This is a genomic window from Microbacterium sp. AC145, from assembly GCF_979258505.1.
The window spans coordinates 1,793,840-1,820,605 of record NZ_OZ409859.1 but is presented as its reverse complement, the minus strand read 5'-3'; the positions used below and the strand labels follow the sequence as shown (position 1 = coordinate 1,820,605).

Sequence of the window (26,766 nt, the reverse complement as noted above, 5' to 3'; positions counted from 1 at the left end):
TCGTGCGTTCACCAGGCCTCGCGCTCGCGGCTTCAGCGGTCCTCGCTGCGGAAGGCGCGGCGCTCGTCCTCTTCGCACTGATCGAACTCATGGGACTCGGCGCGGGCGACGCCTCATCTCTGCCCACCGCACTCGCGTTGATCGTCCTCACCGTGTTGGGAGCGATCGCTCTCGTGGCTTTCGCTGTCGGCACGCGAAAAGGGCATTCGTGGGCGCGTTCAGGCGGTGTCGTCTTCCAGGTTCTCGCAGTGGCACTGGCGCTCGCGTCGATGACGCTTCAGCCGATTCCGTGGCTGTTCACCGTCGCAGTAGGTGTGCCCGCGGTCGTCTGCTTCGGACTGCTCATCGCGAGCACTCGCGCCGAGAACGAGCGCCCCGCCGACTGACGGGAGGTCGGCTCAGACGTCGAGCCCCAGCTGCTTGCGCAGCCGTGCGACGTGTCCGGTCGCCTTGACGTTGTATTGGGCGAGCGCGATCGTCCCGTCCTCGTCGATGACGAAGGTCGAGCGGAGCACGCCCTCGACGAGCTTGCCGTAGTTCATCTTCTCGCCCCACGCGCCGTACGCGGTGTGGACGGAATGGTCGGGATCGCTGAGGAGAGTGAAGGTGAGCCCGTCGCGATCACGGAACGCCGACAGCTTCTTCGGCTCATCGCGGGAGACCCCGATGACTCGATAACCGGCTCCCTGGAGCGAGGAGATGCTGTCGCGGAAGTCGCACGCCTGCGTGGTGCATCCGGGCGTCATCGCAGCGGGGTAGAAGTACAGCACGGTCTTCTGTCCGCGCAGATCCGACAGACGCACGGTGGCGCCGTCCTGGTCGAGCAGGGAGAAATCAGGGGCAGCGGTTCCGGGTTCCAAGCGCACAGTCACCCCGTCAGCCTATCGGCCGGGCGACTGCTCCGCCTTGTCTGCAAACGTCTGCAGCAGCCTCTGCAGAGAGTCGAGGCGGGCGAGCCCCGTCTCGGTGAGCTCGCCTCGATCGGCTGCCTCGATCAGGGCGCAGTCGGGAGCGTCGGGGAGGTGGGTGCAGCCACGCGGACATGATTCGGCGATCTCGGCGAGCTCTGTGAACGCCGCGAGGATGTTCTCGGGCTGCACATGTCCCAGTCCGAAGGAGCGCACGCCAGGGGTGTCGATCACCCAGCCTGCGCCGGCCGGACCCTCGTAACACAGCGAGACCGTCGACGACGATGTGTGTCGGCCCCGTCCCGTCACCTGGTTCACGTGTCCGGTGGCACGGAGTGCGCTCGGCACGAGCGCGTTGACGAGAGTCGACTTGCCCACTCCGGAGTGGCCGACGAAGACGGTCGAATGTCCGACGAGTGCGGCGCCGATCTCATCGATGGGCATGTCGTCCTCCGCGCTCGTGAAGACGCGCAGATCGAGTCCGTCGAAATGAGCGAGGAAATCGCTCGGGTCCGCGAGATCGGTCTTCGTCACGACGAGGAGCGGTCGGATTCCCGCATCCAGAGCAGCGACCAGATATCGATCCACGAGCCGCGCGCGCGGTTCGGGATCGGCCGCGGCGACCACGACGAGCATCTGGTCGGCGTTGGCGACGATGACGCGCTCGACCTGATCGGTGTCGTCGGCGCTGCGCCGGAGGAGGGACGTGCGATCCACTATGCCGACGATACGGCCGAGCGTGCCGTCGTCGCCCGAGGTGTCGCCGACGACCTTGGCCTGATCGCCGGTGACGATCGGGTTGCGACGCAGCTCCCGCGCACGCGCTGCGGTGATCATGCGCTCGTCGGGTGCGCCCTCGTCCAACAGCACGGAGTAGCGACCGCGGTCGACGCCGAGAACACGGCCGATCTGTGCGTCGTCGTGCGCGGGACGACGCTTGGTCCGAGGGCGGTTCGCTTTGGGGTTGGGGCGGGTGCGGAAGCTGCTCTCGTCGTAGTCCTCGAAGTCGCCGTCGAGGTCGTCGGAGTCGTCGAGCCAGCTCACGCGGATTCGCCCCGCAGCATCCGCTCCCACAGGAGGGTGAATTCCGGAAGGGTCTTCGCGGTGGTGCCGATGTCGTCGATCTCGACGCCGGGGACGCGGAGTCCGATCAGGGCTCCGGTGGTCGCCATGCGGTGATCGTGATAGGCCGTCCAGGACCCGCCGTGCAGAGGGCGCGGGATGATCCGCAGGCCGTCGGGCAGTTCCTCGGCCTCGCCGCCGAGAGCGCGGAGGTCTGCGATGAGGGCGGCGATGCGATCCGTCTCGTGAAGTCGGATGTGTCCGATCCCTCGGATCGTCGTGGGTCCGGAGGCGAACGCCGCCAGCCCGACCAGCGTCGGCGTCAGCTCGCTCGCGGCGGACAGATCCAGATCGAGTCCTCGGATCTCGGTTCCCGCTTTCACGGTGAGCGTGCCACTGTGTCGCCCGACGTGGGCCCCCATCGCCTGCAGGATGTCGGGCAGGAGAGCACCGGGCTGTGTCGAATGCACAGGCCAGCCCGGCACGGACACGGAGCCGCCGGTGACCAGAGCCGCCGCCAGGAAGGGCGCGGCATTCGAGAGATCCGGTTCGATGTGGATCTCCTTCGCGCGGGGCACGCCGGCCTCGACCAGCCACTCACCGGTGGCCGGTCGCTCGATGCGGATGCCGCGTCGGCTCAGCGCCTCGATCGTCATGTCGATGTGGGGCAGGCTCGGAAGGCGATCGCCGGTGTGGACCAGGTGGAGTCCGACATCGAATCGGGGCGCTGCGAGGAGAAGGCCCGAGACGAACTGGCTCGACGCGGACGCATCGATCTCGACACGACCACCGCGGATGCGTCCGTGACCCCGGATGGTGAAGGGGAGCGCCCAGGTGCCCTCGTCGTCGATGTCGACGCCGAGATCGCGCAGCGCGCTGATGAGACCCCCCATCGGCCGATGCAGTGCGTTCTCGTGAGCGGTCAGGTGGACGTCGTGAAGAGCCAGTCCCGCGAGCGGCGCGATGAAGCGCATCACGGTGCCCGCCTGACCGCAATCGACGGTACTGCCGCCCTCGAGCCGTGCGGGAGTCACCACGAGGTCAGGACCGAATTCCCCGTCGCCGTCGACCTCGTCGACACCGACCCCCAGTGCACGCAGCGCCTCGACCATGCGACGAGAGTCGTCGGAGTGCAGAGGCGCGATCAGACGGCCTGGGCCGTCGGCGATCGCGGCGATGATGAGCTCGCGATTCGTGAGGGACTTGGACCCTGGAATCGTCACAGTGGCGTGGACTGCGTCGGTGGTGGACGGCGCGACATAGACGCCCTGGACAGGGGAGGGGGAATACCTGTTGGCGCTCATCGGTTCCCACCTTAGTAAACGCGAGTGTCCGCCAGAGAGAACGGCGTCCACTCGACGAGAAGGAGAGAGCATGCTCGCAATGCTGGAACGCGAGTCGGTGGACCTCAGCGGCCTAGACTGGCCGGTGATGGATGACACGGCAACCGCAGAGACGGTCAGCGACCCTCGGCGCGAATTCGAGGAACAGGCGATCCCGTTCATGGATCAGCTCTATGCCGCGGCGATGCGCATGACGCGCAACCCGGCAGACGCTGCTGACCTCGTGCAGGAGACGTTCGTGAAGGCGTACGGCTCATGGGCGACGTTCTCGCAGGGCACGAACCTGAAGGCGTGGCTCTACCGGATCCTCACCAACACGTACATCAACATCTACCGCAAGAAGCAGCGGGAGCCTTTCCAGGGCACGATCGACGAGCTCGAGGACTGGCAGATGGGCGGCGCGGAGTCGACCACGACCACTGCCTCGCACAGCCGTTCGGCCGAGGCGGAAGCCATCGACCACATGCCTGCATCGGTCGTCAAGGATGCGCTGCAGGCCGTACCCGAGGACTTCCGGTTGGCGGTGTACCTCGCGGATGTGGAGGGCTTCGCCTATCAGGAGATCGCGGACATCATGAAGACGCCGATCGGCACCGTGATGAGTCGCCTGCATCGAGGCAGGCGGATGCTGCGGGAGCTGCTGGCCGACTACGCCGTGGAGCGGGGAATCTCCGCGGCCGACCCGAGGAGCAAGAAATGACCGACTGCGGCTGCGACAAAGCCCGCAAGGATCTCGAGGAGTACCTCCGCAACGAGGTGTGCAACACCGAGCACACCGAGATCCGTGAGCATCTCGAGAACTGCCCGTCCTGTCGTGACGAGGCTCTCGTGGCTACGACCCTCACGGAGGTGGTCGCGCGCGCGTGCAAGGAGACTGCCCCCGAGGAGCTGCGCGATCAGGTGTTCGCGCGACTTCGCGAGGTCCAGTCCGCTCAGCACTGACGCGGCCAGGCTACGGCTCGTAGCTGCCCGTAGGGTGGATGCATGACGCTCATCGACTCACGCGACATCCCTGCCGACCCCGATTCGACCGCGCGTCTCGCCGCCGGATCGCTGACCTATCGCGTCGTCGACACAGCCGATGAGGCTCGGTCCGAGATCTTCCAGCGGGCGACAACGCGCGGGTTCCTCGGTGCCGAGCCGACGGCGGAGGAACTCGACTTCGGCCAGCCGACCTTCGAAGCACGCCGGAACACCGGTGTGTACGAGACCCCGGCGGCCGACACGATGCCGGTCGCGACCATCGACTCGTGGGTGACCCCCGTGACACTTCCGGGCGGTGCGGAGTTGCCCATGTGGGCCATCAGCGGTGTCACCGTCTCCGCCACGCATCGCCGTCGCGGCATCGCCAGGGCGCTCCTCGAGGGCGAGCTGCGGTCCGCGGTCTCCGCGGGTGTGCCGATCGCGGGGCTCACCGTCTCCGAGGCCACGATCTACGGGCGGTACGGCTTCGGCTCGGCGCTGCCCATGGCGAAGTTCACCGTCGACACGCGCCGCGCCGGGTGGGCGGGCCCCGCGGTCGACGGGCGCGTCGAATACGTCGATCGTGAGGCACTCGCGACGGCGCTCGGCACTGTGCACGAGCGTGCACGGAGCGCGCGCTCCGGACAGATTCCGGGATGGCCATCGCGCTGGACGGGTATCGCCGGGCTCGCACCGGGCAACAGCGACGGTGCGAAGGTGCGTGGGATCCGCTACCTCGATCGGGACGGCGAGGTGCGCGGCGCCATGGCCATCGTCCTCCGTGACGGCAGCGGGACTTTCCGTTTCACGCTCGACGTCCGGCTGCTGGTCGCGGAGACGCCGGAGGCGACGGCCGCGCTCTGGCGGTTCGCCCTGCAGCATGATCTCGTCGACGAGGTCACCGCGGACCTCCGTCCGCTGGACGACGCGCTTCCCTGGCTCGTGCAGGATCCTCGCGGTGTGACGCAGACCGTTCATGATCACGGCTGGTTGCGGATCCTCGACATCTCGACCGCGCTCACCGCGAGGACGTATTCTGCGCCGCTCGACATGGTCATCCGCGTCAGCGACCCGCTCGGCTTCACCGCGGGCGATTGGCGTCTGCGCGTGGATGCTCAGGGCGCACCGACGCTCGATGCCGTCGACACCGCCGACGGTCTGCACGTGGATGCCGAGCTCGACGTCTCGGCATTGTCGATCCTGTACGCCGGCTCAGTCCGAGCCTCGTCGCTCCATGGCGCAGGGCGCATCGTCGCCGACCGGGATGTCGTCGAGGCACTCGACCGCGCGTTCGTCTCCTTCCCCGCCCCGGCGCTCGACATCTGGTACTGAGCGTCCATCCGCCGCACAGACGAAGAAGGAGCCTCGACGGTCTCGTCGAGGCTCCTTCTTCGTATGCCGGGTGGTGCTCAGCCCAGGGTGAGAGCGTCGCGCAGCAGCTTCGCCTGCTCGGCCGCATGCACCTTCGACGAACCCGTCGCGGGCGATGCCGAGGCCGGACGCGAGACCGGACGGAAGCTACGGTCGCCAGGGACGTCCGCGAATGCGAGAGCGAGGAACGGCCAGGCGCCCTGGTTCTCGGGCTCCTCCTGAACCCAGACCAGCTCTGCGTTCGGGTAGGAGTCGGTGATGGCCTTCAGGCCGTCGATCGGCGTCGGGTACAGCTGCTCGAGCCTGACGAGTGCGACCTCGGGGTTCGGGTTCTTCTCGAGCTCGGCCTTGAGATCCCAATGGACCTTGCCGGAGTGCACGAGCACGCGCTTCACTGCATTGCGATCCAGGCCTCTGCCATCGTCGATCACAGGCTCGAAGCGGCCCTGAGTGAAGGCCTCGACCGGGCTCGTCGCCCCGCGCAGACGCAGCATCGCCTTGGGCGTGAAGACGATGAGCGGCTTGCGCGGTCGCGCGTAAGCCTGGCGGCGAAGCAGGTGGAAGTACGACGCGGGCGTCGAGGGGCGCGCCACGATCATGTTGTCCTGTGCGCACATCTGCAGGAAGCGCTCGATGCGCGAGGACGAGTGATCCGGCCCCTGACCCTCGTAGCCGTGGGGGAGGAGCAGGGTGACGCTGGACTGCTGTCCCCACTTCTGTTCGGCTGCCGAGATGTATTCGTCGATGACCGACTGGGCGCCGTTGACGAAGTCACCGAACTGGGCCTCCCACAGCACGAGAGCTTCGGGAGCCTCGACCGAGTAGCCGTACTCGAAGCCGAGCGCCGCATATTCGCTCAGGAGCGAGTCGTAGACGAAGAAGCGCCCCTGTGACTCGGAGAGGTTCGACAGCGGCAGCCATTCCTGGCCGTTCGCGCGGTCGTGCAGAGTCGCGTGACGCTGCACGAACGTGCCTCGACGCGAGTCCTGCCCGGCGAGCCGAACGGACGTGCCCTCGACGAGGAGGGAACCGAAGGCGAGCAGCTCGCCGAAGCCCCAGTCGATGTTGCCGTTGCGGCTCATGTCGAGGCGCTTCTCGAGCTGCTGCTGCAGCTTCGGGTGCACGGTGAAGCCCTCGGGCTTGTTCACGAACGCGTCGCCGATGAGCTGGATGACCTCGTTGGCGACTCCGGTGACCTCCGGAGCGCCGACCTGCTCTTCGGCAGACGGGGCCTCCTGGACGACAGGCGTCGTGCCCGTCTCGGCGGCGTGCGTCTCGGCGAAGGCGATCTCCAGACGATTCTGGAAGTCGGCCTTGGCCTCGTCGTACTCCTCTTCGGTGATGTCACCGCGACCGACGAGAGATTCGGTGTAGAGCTTGCGGACCGAGCGCTTGGCCTGGATCAGATCGGTCATCAGCGGCTGCGTCATCGAGGGGTCGTCTCCCTCGTTGTGCCCGCGACGGCGGTAGCAGACGAGGTCGATGACGACGTCACGGTGGAACCGCTCGCGGTACTCGAAGGCGAGCTGCGCGACGTGGATGACGGCTTCGGGGTCGTCGCCGTTCACGTGGAACACGGGCGCCTGGATCGTCTTCGCGACGTCCGTGGCGTACACCGAGCTGCGCGAGTCGTTGGGCAGAGTCGTGAAGCCGACCTGGTTGTTGACGACGACGTGGATCGTGCCGCCTGTGCGGTATCCGCGCAGCTGAGACATCTGCAATGTCTCGACGACCACGCCCTGACCGGCGAATGCGGCATCTCCGTGCACGAGGATCGGCAGCCAGGCGAAGGTGCCGATCGGCTTGCGGTCCTGCTTGGCGCGGACGATGCCCTCGAGCACGCCGTCGACCGTCTCGAGATGAGACGGGTTCGCGGCCAGGTAGACCGGGAGCTCGGACCCGTCGTCGGCGACGAAGGTTCCCTCCGTGCCGAGGTGGTACTTCACGTCGCCGGAGCCGCGCTGGTTGCCGGGCGTCTGGGTTCCCTCGAACTCCTGGAACACATGACCGTAGGTCTTGCCGGCGATGTTCGTCAGGACGTTCAGGCGGCCGCGGTGCGCCATGCCGATCGCCGCACCCTCGAGGCCGGCGGTGGCAGCGCCCTGGAGGATCTCGTCGAGCAGGGGGACGAGCGACTCGCCGCCCTCGAGCGAGAAACGCTTCTGGCCGACGAACTTCGTCTGCAGGAAGGTCTCGAAGGCCTCTGCCTCGTTGAGCTTGCGGAGGACGCGAAGCTGCTCGTCGTGGCCGGGCTTCTGGTACTTGACCTCGACCTTCTCCTGGAACCAGCGACGCTGCTCCGGGTCCTGGATGTGCATGTACTCGATGCCCAGGGTGCGGCAGTAGGAGTCGCGCAGCACGCCGAGGATGTCACGGAGCTTCGCGACCCTGCGGCCGCCGAATCCGCCGGTGACGAACTCGCGGTCGAGGTCCCAGAAGGTGAGCCCGTGGCTCTCGATCTCGAGATCGGGGTGCGAGCGCTGCACGTACTCGAGCGGGTCGATGTCGGCCATGAGGTGACCGCGCACGCGGAACGAGTTGATGAGCTCCTGCACCCGGGATTGCTTGTCGACACGCTCGGCGAGATCGACCGCGATGTCGGGGTTCCAGCGGATCGGCGAGTACGGGATGCGGAGGGCGGCGAAGATGTCGTCGTAGAAGCCGCGCTGGCCGATGAGCAGCTCATGGACCTTCTTGAGGAACTCTCCGGAACCTGCACCCTGGATGACGCGGTGGTCGTAGGTGCTGGTCAGCGTGATGGTCTTGCCGATCGCGAGCTCGTTGAGCGTGCGCTCGCTCGCACCCTGGAACTCGGCCGGGTACTCGAGGGCGCCGGCGCCGATGATGCAGCCCTGGCCCTTCATGAGGCGCGGCACGGAGTGCACGGTGCCGATGCCGCCCGGGTTGGTCAGTGAGACCGTTGTGCCCTGGAAATCGGCGGCCGTGAGCTTGTTGTTGCGGGCGCGGGTGACCAGGTCTTCGTAGGCGACGAGGTATTCGCTGAACGAGAGGGTGTCCGCACGCTTGATGCTCGGGACCATGAGAGCGCGGGTGCCGTCGGGCTTGGGCAGATCGATCGCGATGCCGAGGTTCACGTGGGCCGGAGCCACGACGGACGGCTTGCCGTCGATCTCGGCGTAGAAGACGTTCTGGCTGCGGAACTCGTCGAGCGTGCGGATGAGCGCCCAGCCGATGAGGTGGGTGAAGCTGATCTTGCCGCCGCGCGTGCGCGACATGTGGTTGTTGATGACGATGCGGTTGTCGATCATCAGCTTGGCGGGGACCGTGCGGACGCTGGTGGCGGTCGGGACGGTCAGCGACTCGTCCATGTTCGCGGCGAGGGTCTTGGGGAGACCACGCAGCGGCGTGATCTTGTCTTCCTCGGCGGAGTCCTCCGCCTCCTTCGCCGCGGGCTTCGGAGCCTGCGCGGGAATGGGCGCCGCCACAGCCGGCTTCGTCGTCGTCCTGGCGACCGGCTGGGTTCCGATCACGGGAATGGGAGCGGTCACCGGATGAGCGGACTGGTCTGCAGACGCTGCGGGAGAAGCGGTGGCGGTCGTGCCTGACGCGGCATCCGACTGGTACTTCTCGAGGATCGGCCACCACTCCTTGTCCACGGAGTCACGGTTCACCTTGAACTGCTCGTAGAGCTCTTCGACGAGCCACGAATTGGCTCCGAACCCCCCGTCGCCCCCGACGCCGGTCACCTGGTTCGACACGCTCGATCGCCCTCTTTCATCGCTGAATTCCACATGTGCACACCGCGACGCAGGATGCGTTTCGGGTCCGCACACTCTCGGTCACCAAGCCTAACGTGTTTCCCCGGGCAATCGTCCAAGCGGAGTGCCGTCGCACAGCCGATCTGAGTAGCGTGGGGGCATGGAGTTCTCCGGTGAGTCACCCACAGTCGATCTGACCTATTCAGACGTGTTCCTGGTTCCGCGCCGCTCGGCCGTCACCAGCCGTCTGCAGGTGGACCTCGCCCCGCAGGACGGAACGCCTGCGACGCTGCCGATCGTCGCCTCGAACATGAACTCCGTCACGGGTCCTCGCCTCGCGGCGGTGCTCGCTCGGCGAGGCGGACTCGGTGTCCTGCCACAGGACATGCCACTGCAGGCCCTCGACGCCGCGATCCGCGATGTCAAGGCGCAGCCGGTGCTGTGGGACACCCCGATCGTGCTCGCACCGGGCGCCTCGGTGGCCGATGCGCTGCGTCTTCTCCCCGCCGCCTCCGGACACGGTGTGGTCGTCGCAGTGGGGGAGGCGCCGTACTCGGTGGAGCGGATCCTCGGCGTCCTCCCGGCGACGCGCCTGGCGACAGCTCTGCCCGATGCGCAGCTCGGCGACCTGGTGCACGCGGGTACGCCATCGCTCGATGCCGACGACATCGGCTCGGAACGACATGCCTTCGATGTGATCACCGACGCCGGTGTCGAGATGGTCACGATCGTGCATCACGGTCACCTGGTCGGCACGCTGAGCGCGCGCAGTGCTCTCCGGTCGACGCTGTATCGACCGGCTCTCGACGTCGACGGTCGGCTGGCGGTCGCGGCTGCCGTGGGCATCAATGGAGACGTCGCCGCCAAGGCGCGGGCGCTCGTGGCGGCGGGCGTCGATGTGCTGGTGGTCGACACGGCGCACGGCCACCAGGAGGGCATGCTCAAGGCGCTCGCCGACGTCGCGGCATTGAATCCCGGTATTCCGATAGTCGCGGGCAATATCGTGACCGCCGACGGGGTCAAGGACCTCGTCGAGGCCGGCGCGTCGATCCTGAAGGTCGGAGTCGGGCCCGGTGCGATGTGTACGACCCGCATGATGACGGCCGTCGGGCGGCCCCAGTTCTCGGCGGTCCTCGAGACCGCTCAGGCGGCGCGCGAGCTCGGTGCACACGTGTGGGCAGACGGAGGAGTGCGCTATCCGCGCGACGTCGCCCTCGCTCTCGCCGCCGGCGCGGCATCGGTCATGGTCGGGTCGTGGTTCGCGGGCACCATCGAAGCGCCGGGCGAGCTTCAGACCGACCCGGACGGGCGCATCTTCAAAGAATCCTGGGGAATGGCATCCACCAAGGCCGTACAGGCCCGCTTCGGGCGCCTCGACGCATACGAGCGCGCCCGCAAGGAGCTCTTCGCCGAGGGCATCTCCTCGTCGAAGATCTATCTCGACCCGCTGCGGCCCGGTGTGGAGGACCTCCTCGACATGATCACGTCCGGAGTGCGCTCGTCCTTCACCTACGCCGGTGCGGACTCGGTCGCGGAGTTCCACGATCGCGCGCTCGTGGGCCTGCAGTCGGCAGCCGGCTACGAAGAGGGCAAGGCGCTGCCGGTCAGCTGGTGAGCATCCCGCCTCGCGCGGTGATCCCGTAGAATCGGGACACTATGGACGACCCTCCCAGTTGCAGTAGATCGCCCCACCGCCCGCCCCTCAGCTCTGAGGGGACACACTGATGGACTACATCCTGTTGGGCGTGGGGCTTCTGCTCACGATCGGCACCGGACTCTTCGTGGCGAGCGAGTTCGCTCTGGTCAATCTGGACCGAGCCGACCTCGAGGCACGTCAGGCACGAGGCGAGTCACGGCTTGCCATGACGATCGGCGCACTGCGGCACACCTCGACGCATCTTTCCGCGGCTCAGCTCGGAATCACGCTCACCACACTGCTCACCGGTTACACGATGGAACCGGCGCTCTCGAATCTGCTGCGGCCGACGCTCGTCGCCTGGAAGTTCCCCGAGGCAGCCGTCGCTCCGATCGCGACGGTCGTGGCGATGGTGGTCGCGACCGCTCTGTCGATGATCCTCGGTGAGCTCGTCCCGAAGAACTTCGCCCTCGCCCTCCCTCTCGCGACCGCCAAGCTGGTCGTGCCGTTCCAGGTCGCGTTCACCACGGTGTTCAAGCCCGCCGTCGTCGTGCTGAACGGCAGCGCGAACGGCGTGCTGCGCAGCATGGGCATCGAACCCAAGGAAGAGCTCTCCGGCGCCCGTACCGCAGAGGAGCTGTCGTCGCTGGTGCGTCGCTCCGCCAGCGCGGGCGTGCTCGAGGCCGATACGGCGACTCTGCTCGATCGCACGCTCACCTTCTCTCGTCTGTCCGCGGCCGATGTGATGACGGCACGTCCGAGCATGCACGCGATCGCGGCCGGCGATTCGGCCGACGACGTGATTCAGCTCGCACGTCGCACCGGCCACAGCCGATTCCCGGTATACGACGACGACTTCGATGACATCACCGGGGTGGTGCACCTGAAGGCTGCCATCTCGGTGCCGCGTGAGCGTCGCGCGGAGGTTCCGGTCGGCGCGCTGTCGACCGAACCGCTGCGGGTTCCGGAGACGGCACACGTCGACAGCCTGATCACCGAGCTTCGCGCGCGTGGCTACCAGCTCGCGGTGGTCGTCGACGAGTACGGCGGAACCGCCGGGCTCGTGACCCTGGAAGACCTCGTCGAAGAGATCGTCGGCGAGGTGGCCGACGAGCACGACAGGATGAGGGCCGGAGTCGTCGTCGGACGGGGCGGCGTGACCTTCCCCGGAGAACTGCGGCCGGACGAACTGCGCCGCAGAGCGGGTGTCGATGTGCCGGAGGGCGACGTCTACGACACCGTCGGCGGATACGTCATGAGCGTGCTCGAAAGGGTGCCGGTCGTCGGCGACGAGGTTCCGCTCGACACCGGCATCCTCCAAGTGGTGCGCATGGACGGTCGCCGGGTCGATCGGGTGCGATACGTATCGAGTCAGAGAAGCGCGGATGAGGGGGTGACCCGATGAACGATTGGGCAGGAATCGCATGGCTCGTGGTGCTTCTCATCGCGAACGCCTTCTTCGTCGGTGCGGAGTTCGCCGTGATCTCGGCGCGTCGCTCGCAGATCGAGCCACGAGCGGAGCAGGGGTCGCGCGCTGCGAAGACCGCTCTGTATGCCATGGAGCACGCGACCCTCATGCTCGCGACCTCGCAGCTCGGGATCACGATCTGCTCGCTCCTGATCCTGAACGTGTCGGAACCCGCCATCCACCACCTGCTCGCGGCTCCGCTGCACGCTCTCGGATGGTCTGACGGCGTCGTCGACGCGGTCTCGTTCGCCATCGCGCTGCTGGTCGTGTCGTTCCTGCACGTGGTGTTCGGCGAGATGGTGCCGAAGAACCTCGCGTTCTCGATCCCGGATCGCGCGGTGCTGCTGCTCGCTCCGCCACTCGTCTGGGTCTCGAAGGCGTTCATGCCCGTCATCTGGGTGCTCAACGCCGCCGCAAACGGCGTCCTCCGCCTGTTCCGGGTGGAGCCCAAGAACGAGGCCGCCTCGACCTTCACCCTCGAGGAGGTGGCGACGATCGTCGACCAGTCACGGCGTGAAGGAGTGCTCGCCGACACGGTGGGTGCCGTGGCAGCCGCGGTCGAGTTCACCGACAAGAAGGCCCGTGACGTCGCGGTGCCGCTGAGTGATCTCGTGACCCTTCCCGAGACCACCACGCCTGACGACATCGAGAAGGCCGTGGCGCGCTACGGCTTCTCGCGGTACGTGATCGTCGACGACGAGCACCTCCCGGTCGGATACGTGCATCTCAAGGACATCCTCCGAGCATCCGACGGTCCGGATGCTGCGGCGAGGCTTTTCGAGCCTCTGCCCTCGAAGCGGATCCACCACATGGTTCCGGTGCAGGAGGACACCGATCTCGAAGACGCACTCGCCGTCATGCGACGAGCGGGCCGTCACCTCGCGAAGGTGCGCGACCGTACCGGTGCGATCACCGCCGTGCTCTTCCTGGAGGACATCCTGGAGGAGCTGGTCGGCGAGGTGCAGGACGCGACGCGACGAGTCCGCGGGCACTGACGAGTCAGACTGCGAAGCCCTCCGTGCCGAGTTCGGGACGGAGGGCTTCTCTGCGTGTGGCGCGACGCGTCAGCGCCAGTGCGCACGCTCGTACTGTGGCGGCCAGGTGACCTCGGCGCCGAGCTCGTGCGCGGCCCGCAGGGCGAAATGCGGGTCGCGGAGCCACTCGCGGCCTGCGAAGATCGCGTCGGCGGATCCCTCGTCCAGCACCTTCTCGGCCTGCTCAGCGGCAGTGATGAGGCCGACCGCCGAGACCGGGATGCGCCCGCCCTGACGGACCGCCTCGGCCAGCGGCACCTGATAACCGGGGAACACGCTGATCTGCTGGTGTGCGACGAGTCCGCCGCTCGACACGTCGATCAGGTCGGCTCCGTGCTCCGTCGCCCATCCGCCGACGACGGCGGCCTCCTGCTCGGTGAATCCGCCCTCGGCATGGTCGGTCGCCGAGATGCGGACGAAGACGGGCACGGCATCGCCCGCGACCGAGCGCACCGCGTCGACCACGCGAAGCAGCAGGCGGGCGCGGTTCTCGAGCGAGCCTCCGTAGAGGTCTTCTCGCCGGTTCGACAGCGGGGACAGGAACTGGTGCAGCAGATAGCCGTGCGCGCCGTGGATCTCGATCACGTCGAAACCGGCGTCGAGAGCACGACGCGTCGCCGAGGAGAACGCCTCCACAACCCGGTCGATCCCGTCGGAGTCGAGCTCTTCGGGGAGGGCGAAGCCGTCGAACGCCACGGGCGACGGAGCCGTCGTGGTCCAGCCGCCGTGTTCGACGGGCACGGATCCGCGCTCTTCTGCCCACGGCCACCAGGTCGACGCCTTGCGACCGGCATGCGCGAGCTGGATGCCGACGGCTGCCCCGCGAGCGTGGATCGCATCGACGATCGGTGCCCAGGCGTCGCGCTGCTCGTCGTTCCAGAGTCCGACATCTCGCGGCGAGATCCGACCCTCCGGCACCACGGCCGTGGCCTCGGCGACGATCAGCCCGGCCCCGCCGGACGCGAACTGTGCGAGATGCGTGTGGTGCCACTCCTGCACGACGCCGTCCACGGCGCTGTACATGCACATGGGCGAGACCCAGAGTCGGTTGCGGAATGTGGTCGAACGGATGCTCACCGGAGAGAAGAGGATGCTCACCCCTTCGACGTTACCGTCGCGCAGGGGAGCGAGGGTCGGCCGACTAACGTTGACTCATGCCCGACGCACGTGATTGGTCCCGAGACGATTCCGCGCATCTCGTGCGAGTGCCCGGGGCATCCGATGACAAGTATTCCCGGGGGGTCGTGGGACTGCGCACGGGGTCGTCGGCGTACCCCGGAGCCGCTGTGCTCGGCGTCGAGGCGGCGTGGCGCGCCGGCGCTGGATTCGTCCGCTACATCGGCGAGGGACGAGCAGCGGATGCGGTCATGGCGCGCCGCCCGGAGACGGTCGTGGCGGCACACGCCGACGGCGCGAGGGTGGGCGCGTGGGTGATCGGGTCAGGGACGGATGCGACGCAGAGGACCGCTGATGACGCGCGCGAACTGCGCGGCATCCTCGACGGTCACCTGCCTGTGGTGGTGGATGCCGGTGCACTGGATCTCGCGCCGGGGTCGGCCGCACCACTGCTGCTGACCCCGCACGGCGGCGAGTTCGAGCGGTTGCGCGACCGGCTGGGTCTTCACCCCGAGGATGACAGGGCGAGGGCGGCTGCCGGCATGGCTGCCGCGCTCGGGGCGACCGTGCTGCTCAAAGGATCCGAGACGATCGTCGCCTCTGCCGAGGGGGCCGTGATCCGGATCCCGTCTGGCACGGGGTGGTTGGCGACCGCGGGCACAGGTGACGTGCTCGCCGGGGTGCTCGGTGCCCTTCTCGCCGCGAATCCGGGAGAACCCGTCGCCGAGGTCGCGGCAGCGGGCGCATGGTTGCACGGACACGCCGCCCGCATCGCGTCGGAGACGCTCGGCGACGACGCCGGCCCCGGACATCCGATCGTCGCACTCGATGTCGCGGAGGCGCTCCCGCGCGCGATCGCGGACCTGCTCGCGTGAGCCGGCGAACGACGACGCATGTCGTCACCCTGTGGTGTGCGTTCATCGTCGTGCACGCGGCCGTCGCCGTCGCCGGGTGGATCTTCCCGAGCCAGCCGATGGGCGACGTGGTGCTCGTGTACGAGCCGTGGTCGTCGTCGGCACTGAGCGGCGGACCTGTGGTGGGGATCACGCAGACGTGGGTCTATCCGCAGCTCGCCCTCGTGCCCATGCTGCTCGCGAAGCTGATGTCGCTGCCGCTCGTCGCCTCGATGGGCGCCTCGGGAGCGTATCTGATCGCCTGGGCAGTGCTCGTCATCGTGGTCGATGCGCTCGCCTTCGCGGTGCTGCTCGGGCGAGCGCCGTCGCCGCCGCGTCGTGCCGGGGCGTGGTTCTGGATCGCCGCGATCCTTCTGCTCGGGCCGATCGCGCTGTACCGCATCGATGCGATCGCGGTGCCGCTCGCGGTGATCGGGGGGCTCTGGCTGACTCGCCGCCCCGGGATCGCCGCTGCGCTGCTCACGATCGGCGCGTGGATCAAGATCTGGCCGGCCGCCCTCGTCATCGCGGCGATCGTCGCCTCGCGGCATCGCATGCGCGTTCTCCTCACCGCGGCCGCGGTCACCGCGGGGACGATCGGGGCGCTCCTGCTGCTCGGGGCCGACACCGAGATCTTCGGATTCCTCGCAGCGCAGAACGGGCGAGGGCTGCAGATCGAGGCGGTCGCGGCGACTCCTTTCCTCTGGCTCGTCGTCGGCGGCGCAGCGACGATCGACTACAGCTTCGAGATCCTCACCTTCCAGATCGGCGCGCCGGGAGCGGATGCCGTCGCCGCCGCGCTGACACCGCTCATGGTCGTCGTCGTCGTGGTCGTGACCGGGATGGGGGCGATCAAGGCCATGCGGGGAGCATCCTTCTCGCGTCTCTTCCCGCCCCTCGCGCTGTCTCTGGTTCTCTCGTTGATCGTGATGAACAAGGTCGGGTCTCCGCAGTTCCAGACCTGGCTGATCGCGCCGCTGGTCGTCTGGTTCGTGCTGGATAGGACGAGGGCCTCGGCGCCCGCGACGATCGTGTTGGCACTCAGCGCGCTGACCTGCCTCGTGTACCCGCTGACATACGACGCGCTGCTTCACGGAGAGACCCTTCCCATCGTGATTCTGAGCATCCGCAATATCCTGCTCGTGGTGGGACTCGTCCTCGGCATCCGGGCCCTCGTCCGTGTGCCGACGCCCCGCCCCACCGTCTCCACCGCACTGAACACCAGGGAGTGACCCATGCTGATCGCCTTCTCCGTCGCGCCGAGCGGGACCCCTGCCGAGGGGCCCGAACGGTCGGACGCCTCCGTGCACGACGCGGTCGCGGCTGCCGTGCGTGTGGTGCGCGACTCCGGTCTGCCGCACCGGACCACGAGCATGTTCACCGAGATCGAGGGGCCGGACTGGGATTCCGTGATGGACGTCGTCAAACGTGCGACCGAGGCGGTGATGCCGTTCGGATCCCGCGTCTCGCTCGTGCTGAAGGCCGATATCCGCCCCGGCTACTCGGGAGAACTGGACGCCAAGATCGCTCGGCTGGAGACGGCGATCGACGAGGCCGACTGACGGTCGGCGCTGCTGCGCGTCAGTCGTGGAGCCGCGCCCCCTTCGTCATCCGATCGATCGCATTGCGCGGTCCGCGTACGGCTACGCCGACGAGGTCGAGCTCGACGGCTGCGACGGCTGCGACGGCGGCTCTGTTGGCGTCGTCGTGCCCGGTCGAGAACAGCTCACGAGTGTAGACGGCGATCGACACGTCGTCTCGAGCCGTGGCTTTGGCGCGCACGGCGCGCAGACGCAGGGCATCTGCCGTCATCACGAGCACAGGCTGTCGCAGCATCGGCAGATAGACCGTGCCGTCGCCGTCACGGTACGGCTCGCCGGTGATGCCGGGCGAGCTCACAGCGATCCCCGACATCAGGAACGCGGTCACATTGAGTTCCTGCCACGCTGCGAGGCCCTCGCTCAGCAGGACCACGACCTTCGTGTCGAATCGCGTGGAGCCTTCGGAAGGGGTGGCGGGGACTGTCGCGGTGCTCATGGATCCACGATCGTCCGTCCGCCACAGGATCGTCTTGTACGTTTCTTGCATGCCGGAACTTCTTCGTGCGTGGCACCCCGCCGTGCCGTCGGTGCGCGAGGTCTATCACGCGGCGTTCGATCACGCATATCCGCCACATGCGCACGACGGCTGGACGGTGATGCTCGTGGACGAGGGAGCGGTCACCTACGACCTGGGTCGCACGTCGCATGTCGCGGCCCCCGGAGCCCTGACGATCCTGCCACCGGGAATCTCTCACAACGGGCGCTCCGCCATCGACGGGCGGATCTACCGGAAGCGCGTCGTGTATCTCGACAGCTCGTGGCTGCCGGAGCGCGCGGCCGCGCGCTCCGTGTCGCGGCCGACGGTGGAGCGGGGAGCGGCCCTGACAGCCGCCGGAAGGATCCACGGAGCGCTCGCAGATCCCGGCGACCTCCTGGCCGCCGAGCATTGGACCCTCGCGCTGCAGCAATTGCTTCTCGCGCATCTCGGCTCGGACGCTCGCCGTTCCGACGACACACCGCTCGCCCGCCGGGTGCATTCGCTGCTCGACGAGCGCTTCACCGAGTCGTTCACGATCGCCGAGGTCGCATCCGGCTTCGGGGTGCACCCCAGCCACCTCACGAGGACGTTCTCGCACACATACGGTCTGGCACCGCATCAGTACGTCCTGAGTCGGCGGATCGATCTCGCGCGACGACTGCTCCTCGAGGGCGCGTCGCCGGTCACGGCCGCCGCCGAAGCGGGGTTCTTCGACCAGGCACACCTGACGCGTCACTTCCGACGGGTGCTCGGCACGACACCGGGGATGTTCGTCGACCGGTAGAATCGATGGGTGAATCCCTCGACTGAATCGAGGGGTGCGGCGAAGTGGGCGCTCCTCTCCCTCGCCATCGGCAGTTTCGGCATCGGCATGACCGAGTTCGTTGTCATGGGTCTGCTGCCCGACATCGCGGCCGAACTCCTCCCCACGCAGTGGGCGGCCAGCCCCGAAGACGCCCTGAGTCAGGCCGGCTGGCTGATCTCGCTGTACGCGTTGGGCGTGGTCGTGGGTGCGCCGACGATCGCAGGATTCGTCGCGCGCTTTCCTCGGCATCGAGTGATGATCGGCCTCGCGGTGGCGTTGACGCTGTTCAACGCGCTGACGGTCGTGCTGCCGACGTTCGAACTGGTCGGAGCGTCGCGATTCCTCGCCGGGCTGCCGCACGGCGCCTACTTCGGCATCGGCGCCCTGGTCGCGGCAGACGTGATGGGGCCGGGGAAACGCGCGAAGGGTGTCGCGTTCATCCTCACCGGTCTGACGATCGCGAACGTGGTGGGGGTGCCGTTGGGGACCTTCCTCGGTCAACAGTTCGGATGGCGTACGGCGTTCGCGGTGGTCGCGCTCGTCTTCGCACTCGCGACGGTGTGCATCGGGTTCTTCGTGCCGGAGCATCCCGGATCACCCGGCCGAACGATGCGGGAGGAGCTGGGAGTGTTCCGGATTCCTCAGGTCTGGTTCGCGCTCGGCATCGGATCGATCGGATTCGGGGGCTTCTTCGCCGTCTACAGCTATATCGCGCCACTCGTCACCGACGTCGCAGGGTCTCCGGAGTGGGCGGTGCCCATCGTGCTCGTGCTCATGGGGCTGGGAATGACAGCGGGCAACATCGTCGGCGGACACCTCGCCGACATCGATCTGCGACGCACGCTGTTGATCGGGCTCGCGACGCTGGCGCTCGTGCTCGGTCTGCTCGGCGCGCTCTCGTTCTGGATCGTCACGCTCAGCGTCCTCGTGTTCGTGGTCGGCTTCGTGTCGTCGGTCCTCAGCCCGACGATCCAGACGCGACTGATGGACGTCGCAGGCGACAATCAGTCCATCGCCGCGGCGCTCAACCACTCGGCGCTGAACATCGGGAACAGCCTGGGCGCATTCCTCGGCGGTGTCGTGATCGCGGCCGGATGGGGATTCACGGCCCCGTCATGGACCGGTGCGCTGCTCGCCGTCGCAGGTCTGATCATCGCGATGGTCTCGTACCGGGTCGACGCCCGGCGTGCAGTCCCGGAGTCGGTCCCGACCGTCGCGCCGTAGAGTGACGGGATGAGCGACACCGACGAGCTCCCGGTCGCCGGCACCGTCGTGCTGCTGCGCGAGAGGGACGTCGGCTTCGAGGTGCTCCTCATCCGGCGCCCGGACCGCGGCTCGTTCGCCGGGGCATGGGTCTTCCCCGGCGGCAAGGTCGAGGTCCAGGACAGATCGCCGGGCGAGGGGGAGCAGGAGGATGCCCGCCGTGCAGGCATCCGCGAGACCTTCGAAGAGGTCGGCCTCTCGGTCGACGGTCCTCTGCGGGCGCTGTCGCGTTGGCAGCCGCCGCCGGAAGCGCCCGTGCGGATCCGTACGTGGTTCTTCCTCGCCAGGGCGGCAGACGCTGCGCTCACGCCCTCGGCCGGCGAGGTCGTGGATGCCGAGTGGATCACTCCTGAGGCGGCACTGCGACGACACGGGTCGGGGGAGTGGATCCTCTTCCCCCGACGTGGGTGACGCTGCACCGGCTGAGCCGGTTCGCGAGCGCCGGCGCCGCTCTCGAGGCGGCAGGCACGGCGGAGATCTACTCGACCCGGGTCGAGCACAGCGAGACCGGCACCGTCTTCGCCTGGGAGTCGCTTCGACTCGACACCGGGGCATTGCCCTGGCGTGTCAGCGAAGAGCCGGCCGGCTGCTAGGTGGCGAGCAGTCGACGCAGATGTCCCCCGACCGCTTCGGTCTCGATGAGGAAACCGTCATGGCCGAAGTCGCTGGTGAGCACGACGGCCTCGTTGCCGTCGAGGGTGTCGGGAACGCCGCGGGCGATGCGGTGTTGCCCGTCGACGGGGAACAGGCGGTCGCTGTCGATGCCGAGTACCAGCGTGGTCGCCGTGACCGTTCGCAGGGCCTCTTCGACACCGCCGCGATCGCGTCCCACGTCGTGCGAGTTCATCGCCTCGACGAGTGTGACGTAGCTGTTCGCGTCGAAGCGCCGGGTGAACTTGTTGCCGTGGAAATCGAGGTAGGACTCGACAGCGAATCGTCCCCCGTGCCCGAGCGGTGAGACATCGGACTGCCAGGAGCGCTGGAATCGCTGGTTGAGTTCGATCGGGCTGCGGTAGTTGAGCAGCGCCATCCGCCTCGCGAGCGCGAGTCCTCGGTGCGGACCGTCGCCGTCTGCGAGGTCGTAGTAGTCGCCGCTCTGGAAACGGGGGTCCATGCGGATCGTCTCGAGCTGCACGGTGTTGAGCGCGATCTGATCGGCAGTGGTGATCGGGGGAGACGAGAGCACCGCGAGCCGTTCCACCCGCTCGGGGTGCATGATCGACCACTCGAGTGCGTGCATGCCTCCCATCGATCCGCCGATCACCGCTGCCCACGAGCCGATGCCGAGTGCGTCGGCGAGACGCACCTGCGCGGCGACCTGATCGCGGATCGTCAGGTAGGGGAAACGCGAGCCCCATTCATACCCGGACGGCGCGATGCTCGCAGGCCCCGTCGAGCCCTGGCATCCGCCCAGCATGTTCGGAGCGATCACGAACCAGCGGTCGGTGTCGAGCGGTGCTCCGGGGCCCGTGACGTCTTCCCACCATCCCGCCGTCGGGTGGCCTGCGCCGGCTTCGCCGCGCACGTGACTGTCTCCGGTGAGGGCGTGCAGCACGAGGATCGCGTTGTCACGTGCCTCGTTCAGCTCGCCCCAGGTCTCGAAGGCGAGCCGGATGCCCGGGAGCTCAGATCCGCGCTCGGTGCGGAAAGCACCGAACGACGCGAATCGGCGGTGACCGGCGGGATCTCCGTCGCGCCACGCGCCTGTCGCGGGTGGGCGTGCGCGGAGCAGACGCACGTCGGCCTCCGTCACGGGCGCCGAAGGCACCGTGTCCTCGGAAGTCGTCTGCCAGTCCATGCTTCCATTCTCGCCTGGTCGGTCGTGGCTCGGACGAAGGTTACGCCGCCGTGCGGCATGCGGAACGCAGAGATGCCCCGGACCGGGGTCCGGGGCACCTCTGTGTCGCACGTCGTGCCGGATCAGGCGCGAGCAGCCTCCGTCACTCGGCGAGCCGCAGCAAGCGCCTCGTCGAGATCGGCCTTGAGGTCGTCGACGTTCTCGATGCCGACCGACAGTCGCACGAGGCCCGGAGTGACGCCGGCAGTGAGCTGCTGCTCGGGCGTGAGCTGGGCATGGGTGGTCGACGCGGGGTGGATCACGAGAGAGCGCACGTCACCGATGTTGGCGAGGTGGCTGAAGAGCGAGAGGCTGTTGACGAACTCGCGACCGGCCTCCACTCCGCCCTTGAGTTCGAACGACAGCACTGCGCCGACGCCCTTGGGGGCGTATTCGTTCGCCTTGGCGTACCAGGGGGAGGAGGGCAGGCCCGAGTAGTTGACGGATGCGACGTCGTCGCGACCGTCGAGCCACTCGGCGATCTCCTGGGCGTTCTGCACGTGACGCTCGATGCGCAGCGACAGGGTCTCGATGCCCTGGATGAGGTTCCAGGCGCTCTGGGGTGCGATCGCCGAACCGAGGTCGCGGAGCAGCTGCACCCGGGCCTTGATGATGTAGGCGAGCGGGTCTCCCACCGCCGTGGTGTAGCTGGCGCCGTGGTAGGAGGGGTCGGGCTCGGTGAGGCCCGGGAAGCGCTCGACGTTCTTCGACCATTCGAAGGTGCCGCCGTCGATGATCACGCCGCCGATGGTGGTGCCGTGTCCGCCGAGGAACTTGGTGACGGAGTGCACGACGATGTCGGCGCCGTGCTCGAACGGGCGGATCAGGTACGGGGTGGCGATCGTGTTGTCGACGATCAGCGGCACACCGCCCTCGTGTGCCACGTCTGCGACGGTGCGGATGTCGAGGATGTTGATCTGCGGGTTGCCGATGGTCTCGGCGAAGAAGAGCTTGGTGTTCGGGCGCAGGGCGCGACGCCACTCTTCGGGGTCGTCCTGGTTCTCGACGAACGTGACCTCGATGCCGAGCTTGGCGAGGGTGTACTTGAACAGGTTGTACGTGCCGCCGTAGATCGAGCTCGATGACACGATGTGGTCGCCGGCCTGGGCGATGTTCAGCACCGCGAACGTCGAGGCCGCCTGGCCGCTGGAGAGGACGAGGGCGCCGGTGCCCCCCTCGAGCGCCGCGAGGCGCTGCTCCAGGACATCCTGGGTCGGGTTCTGGATACGGGTGTAGATGTTGCCGAACTCGGCCAGGGCGAACAGGTTCGCCGCGTGGTCGGCGCTGTCGAACACGTACGACGTGGTCTGGTAGATCGGCGTGGCGCGGGCCTTGGTCACGGGGTCGGGAGCAGCGCCGGAGTGGATCTGCTTGGTCTCGAAACGCCAGGTCTCGGGTGCGGACATGTGTTCCCCCTGGAACTGTTGGAAGGTCGATACGACTGATGCCGTTGCAGCGAGAGTACGGAATATCGGGGGTTGTCAACAGCCGAGGGGAAATGTGACGTAATGAACCCGGGATGCGCAGGGCAAGCAGGCCCGCGTGCTCAGCCCTGCGCCAGCAGAACAGCCGCCCAGGCGCGAGCGGCTGAGAAAGGTTCAGCGAATGTGGCCATTCCCACAGTGACGATCGCGCCCTCGTAGAGCAGCATCATCGCCTGCGCCATCCTGCGGGGATCGCGCACACCTGCCTCGGCGCAGAGTTCGTGGAACAGGTCGAGCAGCCAGAGCTTCTGGCGGGAGACCTCCGGGAACACCGGGTGATCGTCGTTCCCCTCGCCGATCTCTGCGCGGGCGTTGATCGCGCTGCACCCTTTCGGGCTGTTCTCATCCGACCAGGAGATCGCGGCGTCGAAGATCGCCAGCACCCGGTCGTGGCCGGGGTCCGGAACCTGGGTCAGCACGGCGGCGACGTGGTCGCGCCAGCGGGCATCGCGGTGCTGCAGGTAGGAGACCACGAGGGCTTCTTTCGAACCGAAGCGATCGTAGAGCGTCTTCTTCGTGACGCCCGCGGACTCGGCGATCGTATCGACGCCGACGGCATGGATGCCGTGCTCGTAGAAGAGCCGCGACGCGGCGTCGAGCACGCGTCGCGCTCCGGGAGTGAGGGGCGCGAGCTCGGGAAGCGGCGTCTTCATGCCTCGACTATACCAGTCTGTATAGTCGAGGCATGAGTAAACAGATCGGTATACCTCGGGTGGTGTTGACGATCGCCGCCTCCGCGGCGTTCGTCGCGACCTGGAGCTCCGGGTTCATCATCCCCGCCTTCGCAACCGCAGACGTCGCGCCGCTGACGCTGCTCGTCTGGCGATTCGCCCCGTTGGCCGTCGTGCTGCTCACCATCGCCGTGGTCTCGGGGAAGTCGAGGTCGGTGAGCGCTCGTGATCTGCGCGCTCAAGCCACGATCGGGCTCTTCGCCCAGTTCGGGTACTGCGTCGCCGTCTACGGCGCGGTCGCCGCCGGCATCGCAACCGGAACGGTGGCTCTGATCGACGCCGTGCAGCCGCTCGTCGTGGCCGCTCTCGTCGGGCCGCTCCTCGGGCTGCGGGTTCGCGGCTCGCAATGGGTGGGGCTCGCGACCGGAGCGATCGGGGTACTTCTGGTGGTGCGCTCCCAACTGGGCACGTCATCGGCTGATCCTCCCGCGTACCTGCTGCCGGCGGTGGCGATGGGCTGTCTGATCGTCGGGACGCTCCTGCAGCGGAGGTCGCAGGTCGTGAGCAGTGTGGCCGTCACATTGACCGTGCACGTGACGGTCACCGCCGTGCTGCTCATCGGGATCACCGCGTCGACGGGAACGCTGCTGCCGCCCGCATCCGCCACGTTCTGGCTCGCGGTCGTGCTCACGGCCGTGTTCCCGACCCTCGCGGCGTACGGGCTGTACTGGTGGCTGCTGCGGCGGGTCGGCATCACCGTGCTGCAGGCTCTGCTCTTCCTGATCGCGCCGGTCACGTCGCTCGCCGGCGGCATCCTGCTCGGCGAACCCGTCAGCGCGGTCACGGCCGCGGGGTTCGTGCTCTGCGCAATCGGTGTCGCAATCGTCCTCGTGGGCGAGAGAGGGGCACGGCACACGGCGTCGCCGACCTCCGAAGAGTGCGACCCGGCGGTGGGAGAGGCGCGTTGAGCGTCGGAACATCGTACGGTGGACGCATGGCTAACAGGCGTGCAGTGGTGACAGGTGCGAGCTCCGGGATCGGGGAGGCGACGGTTCGTGCGCTCAGGGCTCGGGGCTGGGATGTGGTCGGCGTGGCTCGCCGTGCAGAGAGGCTCGCCGCGCTGTCGGCTGAGACCGGTGCATCGACCGTCGCGTGCGACCTCACTGACTCCGACGCGGTCGCAGCCCTCGTCGAGGAGCTTCGTGCCTCGGGGCCGGTGCATGCGCTCGTGCAGGTCGCAGGCGGAGCGCGAGGCACCGATCGTGTCGAGGACGGTTCGATCGACGACTGGCAGTGGATGTATGACGCGAACGTGCTGTCGAGCCAGCGCCTCGTCGCGGCTCTGCTGCCGCTGCTGCGGATCGCTGCGTCGGCCGACGGCCACGCCGACACGCTCTTCGTGACGTCGACGGCCGCGCAGGTCGCGTATGCGGGCGGCGGCGGGTACAACGCCGCGAAGGCTGCTCAGTCGATGCTCGTGCACGCGCTGCGTCTGGAGCTCAACGGCGAGCCGATCCGCGTCTCCGAGATCGCACCGGGACTCGTGCACACCGAGGAGTTCACTCTCAACAGGCTCCGCGGTGACACGGTCGCCGCGGAGGCGGTGTATTCGGGAGTCGACGCCCCGCTGCTCGCCGAAGACGTCGCCGATGTCATCGCCTACGCACTGGACGCGCCCGCGCACGTCAATCTCGACCTCGTCACGATGCGTCCTGTCGCGCAGTCGGCGAACCATCTGCTCGCCCGTGGTCCGCTGCGTGTGCGCCCGGTCGACTGAGCGATGACCGTCCGAACCCTGGCGGAGCTCGCGGACGACGGCACGATCGATCGGGGCTGGGCCGAGGCGCTCACCCCTGTGCAGGACATCATCTCCGACCTGGGCGAGCGTCTGCGTGCCGAGCAGGCCGAGGGACGCGGCTATCTGCCCGCGGGGGAGAAGGTGCTCCGAGCGTTCCGGCGACCGCTCGCCGATGTGCGCGTGCTCATCACGGGACAGGATCCCTATCCCACTCCGGGCCATCCGATCGGTCTGTCGTTCGCGGTCGACAGTCACGTGCGCCCGCTTCCTCGCAGCCTCGTGAACATCTACCGGGAGCGCGAGAGCGACCTCGGCATCGCCCCCGCCCCTCATGGTGACCTCACTGCATGGAGCGATCAGGGCGTGCTCCTCCTCAACAGAGTGCTGACCGTGCGCCCGGGGGAGGCCGCCTCGCATCGAGGATGGGGGTGGGAGAAGGTCACCGAGGTCGCCATCCGTGCTCTCGCAGCCAGGGAGCAGCCGCTCGTCGCGATTCTCTGGGGGAAGGACGCCGCGAACCTGCAGCCGATGCTCGGGACCACGCCTGTCATCACCTCGGCGCACCCGTCTCCGCTCTCCGCCCGGCGTGGGTTCTTCGGATCGCGGCCGTTCTCGCGGGCGAACGAGCTCTTGCAGGGTCTCGGAGCAGCGCCCGTGGACTGGCGCGTAGCCGGGGAGCTGCCCGTAAGCTGAGCGCATGCAGTTCGAGCCCGGGGATCTTCGCCGTGTGCTGCCGCGCCATCTGCGCCCGCAGCCGGCGCCCGATGTGTTCTCGTACTCGATCCGCACCGCCAGATCGGCCGACCTTCCGCACATCCGCGAGATCTACAATCACTTCGTCAGCAACTCAGTCGTCACGCTCGACGAGCGGCGCAGCAGCATCCCCTACTGGCGCGAGAAGTTCGCACTGCTGAGCAGACTGGGGCTGCCGTTCCTCGTCGCGGTCTCGCCGACGGGCGTCGTCATCGGCTACGCACTCGCGCAGCCGTGGGCGGGGAAGAACGCCTATCGGTTCACCGTCGAGGACTCGATCTATCTCGGTCCGGGCGCAGGAGGCAAGGGACTCGGGGTCGCGCTGCTGCAGGCGCTGATCGAAGCGTGTGAGAAGCTCGGCATCCGGGAGATGGTCGCGGTCATCAGCGACACGAAGGCGGAGGCATCGATCCGTCTGCATGCGAAGCTCGGCTTCGTCGAAGCCGGACGGATGGGGCGTGTCGGCCACAAGTTCGGCCGCGATCTCGGAACCGTGTACATGCGGCGGGCCCTGCGACCGGCGCGTCGACGGAGATTGTTCGGCTCGGTCGCGGGGCGTTGAC

27 protein-coding genes are annotated in these 26,766 nt (G+C 67.9%); 18 read left to right on the top strand and 9 right to left on the bottom strand.

Annotated elements, in window-relative coordinates; genetic code table 11:
* The first annotated feature begins 2 nt into the window (after window positions 1-2).
* Entirely contained in the window at window positions 3-386 is a 384-nt protein-coding gene (locus ACZZZN_RS08980; RefSeq protein WP_463504815.1) for a hypothetical protein, read from the top strand.
* Between the two features lie 12 nt (window positions 387-398).
* On the opposite strand, the gene bcp is transcribed toward ACZZZN_RS08980, so the two are convergent.
* Genes bcp through aroA form a run of 3 tightly spaced genes read right to left on the bottom strand, consistent with a single transcriptional unit; the run spans window position 399 to window position 3,274 of the window.
* Window positions 399-872 carry a thioredoxin-dependent thiol peroxidase gene (bcp, locus tag ACZZZN_RS08975; RefSeq protein WP_463504814.1) on the bottom strand — a complete coding sequence of 158 codons (474 nt, stop codon included), beginning with the start codon at window positions 870-872 and terminating at the stop codon, window positions 399-401.
* Window positions 873-881: 9 nt separating this feature from the next.
* On the bottom strand, window positions 882-1,952 hold the full coding sequence (rsgA, locus tag ACZZZN_RS08970; protein WP_463504813.1) for a ribosome small subunit-dependent GTPase A: 1,071 nt from the start codon (window positions 1,950-1,952) through the stop codon (window positions 882-884).
* Window positions 1,949-3,274 carry a 3-phosphoshikimate 1-carboxyvinyltransferase gene (aroA, locus tag ACZZZN_RS08965; RefSeq protein WP_463504812.1) on the bottom strand — a complete coding sequence of 442 codons (1,326 nt, stop codon included), beginning with the start codon at window positions 3,272-3,274 and terminating at the stop codon, window positions 1,949-1,951. The genes rsgA and aroA overlap by 4 nt, the downstream gene beginning before the upstream one ends.
* A gap of 70 nt (window positions 3,275-3,344) precedes the next feature.
* Here aroA and ACZZZN_RS08960 point away from each other — a divergent pair, with 70 nt between their 5' ends.
* The 3 genes from ACZZZN_RS08960 to ACZZZN_RS08950 are packed head-to-tail and all read left to right on the top strand — an operon-like array spanning window position 3,345 to window position 5,608.
* Complete coding sequence (locus ACZZZN_RS08960; RefSeq protein WP_463504811.1) at window positions 3,345-4,013, top strand: sigma-70 family RNA polymerase sigma factor; 669 nt, start codon at window positions 3,345-3,347, stop codon at window positions 4,011-4,013.
* The gene (locus tag ACZZZN_RS08955) at window positions 4,010-4,255 is read left to right on the top strand and encodes a zf-HC2 domain-containing protein (protein WP_053095677.1); all 246 of its coding nucleotides are present in this window, start codon (window positions 4,010-4,012) and stop codon (window positions 4,253-4,255) included. The genes ACZZZN_RS08960 and ACZZZN_RS08955 overlap by 4 nt, the downstream gene beginning before the upstream one ends.
* A gap of 42 nt (window positions 4,256-4,297) precedes the next feature.
* Window positions 4,298-5,608: a GNAT family N-acetyltransferase gene (locus ACZZZN_RS08950; protein ID WP_463504810.1), complete on the top strand. Its 1,311-nt coding sequence runs from the start codon at window positions 4,298-4,300 to the stop codon at window positions 5,606-5,608.
* Window positions 5,609-5,685: 77 nt separating this feature from the next.
* Here ACZZZN_RS08950 and ACZZZN_RS08945 read toward each other — a convergent pair whose 3' ends face one another.
* Window positions 5,686-9,366: a multifunctional oxoglutarate decarboxylase/oxoglutarate dehydrogenase thiamine pyrophosphate-binding subunit/dihydrolipoyllysine-residue succinyltransferase subunit gene (locus ACZZZN_RS08945; RefSeq protein ID WP_463504809.1), complete on the bottom strand. Its 3,681-nt coding sequence runs from the start codon at window positions 9,364-9,366 to the stop codon at window positions 5,686-5,688.
* 160 nt (window positions 9,367-9,526) lie between these two features.
* Between ACZZZN_RS08945 and guaB1 the strand changes: the two genes are divergently transcribed.
* The 3 genes from guaB1 to ACZZZN_RS08930 all read left to right on the top strand — a co-directional run bounded on the left by guaB1 (window position 9,527) and on the right by ACZZZN_RS08930 (window position 13,465).
* Entirely contained in the window at window positions 9,527-10,981 is a 1,455-nt protein-coding gene (gene guaB1 / locus ACZZZN_RS08940) for a GMP reductase (RefSeq protein ID WP_463504808.1), read from the top strand.
* A gap of 109 nt (window positions 10,982-11,090) precedes the next feature.
* The gene (locus tag ACZZZN_RS08935) at window positions 11,091-12,407 is read left to right on the top strand and encodes a hemolysin family protein (protein ID WP_463504807.1); all 1,317 of its coding nucleotides are present in this window, start codon (window positions 11,091-11,093) and stop codon (window positions 12,405-12,407) included.
* A complete protein-coding gene (locus ACZZZN_RS08930) occupies window positions 12,404-13,465 on the top strand; it encodes a hemolysin family protein (protein WP_463504806.1) in 1,062 nt (353 codons plus the stop codon). The genes ACZZZN_RS08935 and ACZZZN_RS08930 overlap by 4 nt, the downstream gene beginning before the upstream one ends.
* A gap of 69 nt (window positions 13,466-13,534) precedes the next feature.
* On the opposite strand, the gene ACZZZN_RS08925 is transcribed toward ACZZZN_RS08930, so the two are convergent.
* Entirely contained in the window at window positions 13,535-14,602 is a 1,068-nt protein-coding gene (locus ACZZZN_RS08925) for an NADH:flavin oxidoreductase/NADH oxidase (RefSeq protein WP_463504805.1), read from the bottom strand.
* Between the two features lie 56 nt (window positions 14,603-14,658).
* Here ACZZZN_RS08925 and ACZZZN_RS08920 point away from each other — a divergent pair, with 56 nt between their 5' ends.
* From ACZZZN_RS08920 to ACZZZN_RS08910, 3 genes are read left to right on the top strand one after another with little or no spacing between them, the layout of a single operon-like run.
* Entirely contained in the window at window positions 14,659-15,495 is an 837-nt protein-coding gene (locus ACZZZN_RS08920; protein WP_463504804.1) for an NAD(P)H-hydrate dehydratase, read from the top strand.
* Window positions 15,492-16,745, top strand: coding sequence for a hypothetical protein (locus tag ACZZZN_RS08915; RefSeq protein ID WP_463504803.1), 1,254 nt, complete (start codon window positions 15,492-15,494; stop codon window positions 16,743-16,745). Before ACZZZN_RS08920 ends, ACZZZN_RS08915 begins: the two co-directional genes overlap by 4 nt.
* A 3-nt stretch (window positions 16,746-16,748) precedes the next feature.
* Window positions 16,749-17,075, top strand: coding sequence for a thiamine-binding protein (locus tag ACZZZN_RS08910; RefSeq protein ID WP_463504802.1), 327 nt, complete (start codon window positions 16,749-16,751; stop codon window positions 17,073-17,075).
* Window positions 17,076-17,094: 19 nt separating this feature from the next.
* Here the strand turns inward: ACZZZN_RS08910 and ACZZZN_RS08905 are convergent, their stop codons facing one another.
* Window positions 17,095-17,550: a DUF2000 family protein gene (locus ACZZZN_RS08905; protein WP_463504801.1), complete on the bottom strand. Its 456-nt coding sequence runs from the start codon at window positions 17,548-17,550 to the stop codon at window positions 17,095-17,097.
* Window positions 17,551-17,599: 49 nt separating this feature from the next.
* On the opposite strand from ACZZZN_RS08905, the gene ACZZZN_RS08900 reads away from it, so the two are divergent.
* The 4 genes from ACZZZN_RS08900 to ACZZZN_RS08885 are packed head-to-tail and all read left to right on the top strand — an operon-like array spanning window position 17,600 to window position 20,253.
* Window positions 17,600-18,376 carry a helix-turn-helix transcriptional regulator gene (locus ACZZZN_RS08900; RefSeq protein ID WP_463504800.1) on the top strand — a complete coding sequence of 259 codons (777 nt, stop codon included), beginning with the start codon at window positions 17,600-17,602 and terminating at the stop codon, window positions 18,374-18,376.
* 9 nt (window positions 18,377-18,385) lie between these two features.
* A complete protein-coding gene (locus ACZZZN_RS08895) occupies window positions 18,386-19,621 on the top strand; it encodes an MFS transporter (RefSeq protein ID WP_463504799.1) in 1,236 nt (411 codons plus the stop codon).
* Between the two features lie 9 nt (window positions 19,622-19,630).
* Complete coding sequence (locus ACZZZN_RS08890; RefSeq protein WP_463504798.1) at window positions 19,631-20,071, top strand: NUDIX hydrolase; 441 nt, start codon at window positions 19,631-19,633, stop codon at window positions 20,069-20,071.
* A complete protein-coding gene (locus ACZZZN_RS08885) occupies window positions 20,044-20,253 on the top strand; it encodes a hypothetical protein (RefSeq protein ID WP_463504797.1) in 210 nt (69 codons plus the stop codon). Before ACZZZN_RS08890 ends, ACZZZN_RS08885 begins: the two co-directional genes overlap by 28 nt.
* Here the strand turns inward: ACZZZN_RS08885 and metX are convergent.
* The 3 genes from metX to ACZZZN_RS08870 form a co-directional block, all read right to left on the bottom strand.
* On the bottom strand, window positions 20,250-21,458 hold the full coding sequence (gene metX / locus ACZZZN_RS08880) for a homoserine O-acetyltransferase MetX (protein ID WP_463504796.1): 1,209 nt from the start codon (window positions 21,456-21,458) through the stop codon (window positions 20,250-20,252). The two genes, ACZZZN_RS08885 and metX, sit on opposite strands and share 4 nt — an antisense overlap.
* Window positions 21,459-21,580: 122 nt before the next feature.
* A complete protein-coding gene (locus tag ACZZZN_RS08875; protein WP_463504795.1) occupies window positions 21,581-22,903 on the bottom strand; it encodes a bifunctional o-acetylhomoserine/o-acetylserine sulfhydrylase in 1,323 nt (440 codons plus the stop codon).
* Between the two features lie 140 nt (window positions 22,904-23,043).
* Entirely contained in the window at window positions 23,044-23,634 is a 591-nt protein-coding gene (locus ACZZZN_RS08870) for a TetR/AcrR family transcriptional regulator (RefSeq protein ID WP_463504794.1), read from the bottom strand.
* 32 nt (window positions 23,635-23,666) lie between these two features.
* On the opposite strand from ACZZZN_RS08870, the gene ACZZZN_RS08865 reads away from it, so the two are divergent.
* The 4 genes from ACZZZN_RS08865 to ACZZZN_RS08850 are packed head-to-tail and all read left to right on the top strand — an operon-like array spanning window position 23,667 to window position 26,765.
* Window positions 23,667-24,620 (top strand): DMT family transporter, encoded by a 954-nt coding sequence (locus ACZZZN_RS08865; protein WP_463504793.1) that lies wholly within the window; start codon window positions 23,667-23,669, stop codon window positions 24,618-24,620.
* Between the two features lie 26 nt (window positions 24,621-24,646).
* The gene (locus ACZZZN_RS08860) at window positions 24,647-25,429 is read left to right on the top strand and encodes an SDR family oxidoreductase (RefSeq protein WP_463504792.1); all 783 of its coding nucleotides are present in this window, start codon (window positions 24,647-24,649) and stop codon (window positions 25,427-25,429) included.
* Window positions 25,430-25,432: 3 nt separating this feature from the next.
* Window positions 25,433-26,143, top strand: coding sequence for a uracil-DNA glycosylase (locus ACZZZN_RS08855; RefSeq protein ID WP_463504791.1), 711 nt, complete (start codon window positions 25,433-25,435; stop codon window positions 26,141-26,143).
* 4 nt (window positions 26,144-26,147) lie between these two features.
* Window positions 26,148-26,765 carry an N-acetyltransferase family protein gene (locus ACZZZN_RS08850; protein ID WP_463504790.1) on the top strand — a complete coding sequence of 206 codons (618 nt, stop codon included), beginning with the start codon at window positions 26,148-26,150 and terminating at the stop codon, window positions 26,763-26,765.
* Window position 26,766 lies beyond the last annotated feature (1 nt).

Bases quoted from the DNA above. Each gene is read 5' to 3' on its own strand.
- ACZZZN_RS08855 (WP_463504791.1), top strand. From the start codon at position 25,433: ATGACCGTCCGAACCCTGGCGGAGCTCGCGGACGACGGCACGATCGAT.
- ACZZZN_RS08870 (WP_463504794.1), bottom strand. From the start codon at position 23,634: ATGAAGACGCCGCTTCCCGAGCTCGCGCCCCTCACTCCCGGAGCGCGA.
- ACZZZN_RS08905 (WP_463504801.1), bottom strand. From the start codon at position 17,550: ATGAGCACCGCGACAGTCCCCGCCACCCCTTCCGAAGGCTCCACGCGA.
- ACZZZN_RS08920 (WP_463504804.1), top strand. From the start codon at position 14,659: ATGCCCGACGCACGTGATTGGTCCCGAGACGATTCCGCGCATCTCGTG.
- ACZZZN_RS08890 (WP_463504798.1), top strand. From the start codon at position 19,631: ATGAGCGACACCGACGAGCTCCCGGTCGCCGGCACCGTCGTGCTGCTG.
- ACZZZN_RS08935 (WP_463504807.1), top strand. From the start codon at position 11,091: ATGGACTACATCCTGTTGGGCGTGGGGCTTCTGCTCACGATCGGCACC.
- ACZZZN_RS08910 (WP_463504802.1), top strand. From the start codon at position 16,749: ATGCTGATCGCCTTCTCCGTCGCGCCGAGCGGGACCCCTGCCGAGGGG.
- ACZZZN_RS08875 (WP_463504795.1), bottom strand. From the start codon at position 22,903: ATGTCCGCACCCGAGACCTGGCGTTTCGAGACCAAGCAGATCCACTCC.
- ACZZZN_RS08900 (WP_463504800.1), top strand. From the start codon at position 17,600: ATGCCGGAACTTCTTCGTGCGTGGCACCCCGCCGTGCCGTCGGTGCGC.
- ACZZZN_RS08865 (WP_463504793.1), top strand. From the start codon at position 23,667: ATGAGTAAACAGATCGGTATACCTCGGGTGGTGTTGACGATCGCCGCC.
- ACZZZN_RS08960 (WP_463504811.1), top strand. From the start codon at position 3,345: ATGCTCGCAATGCTGGAACGCGAGTCGGTGGACCTCAGCGGCCTAGAC.
- guaB1 (WP_463504808.1), top strand. From the start codon at position 9,527: ATGGAGTTCTCCGGTGAGTCACCCACAGTCGATCTGACCTATTCAGAC.
- ACZZZN_RS08955 (WP_053095677.1), top strand. From the start codon at position 4,010: ATGACCGACTGCGGCTGCGACAAAGCCCGCAAGGATCTCGAGGAGTAC.
- metX (WP_463504796.1), bottom strand. From the start codon at position 21,458: ATGGACTGGCAGACGACTTCCGAGGACACGGTGCCTTCGGCGCCCGTG.
- ACZZZN_RS08850 (WP_463504790.1), top strand. From the start codon at position 26,148: ATGCAGTTCGAGCCCGGGGATCTTCGCCGTGTGCTGCCGCGCCATCTG.
- ACZZZN_RS08930 (WP_463504806.1), top strand. From the start codon at position 12,404: ATGAACGATTGGGCAGGAATCGCATGGCTCGTGGTGCTTCTCATCGCG.
- ACZZZN_RS08860 (WP_463504792.1), top strand. From the start codon at position 24,647: ATGGCTAACAGGCGTGCAGTGGTGACAGGTGCGAGCTCCGGGATCGGG.
- aroA (WP_463504812.1), bottom strand. From the start codon at position 3,274: ATGAGCGCCAACAGGTATTCCCCCTCCCCTGTCCAGGGCGTCTATGTC.
- ACZZZN_RS08950 (WP_463504810.1), top strand. From the start codon at position 4,298: ATGACGCTCATCGACTCACGCGACATCCCTGCCGACCCCGATTCGACC.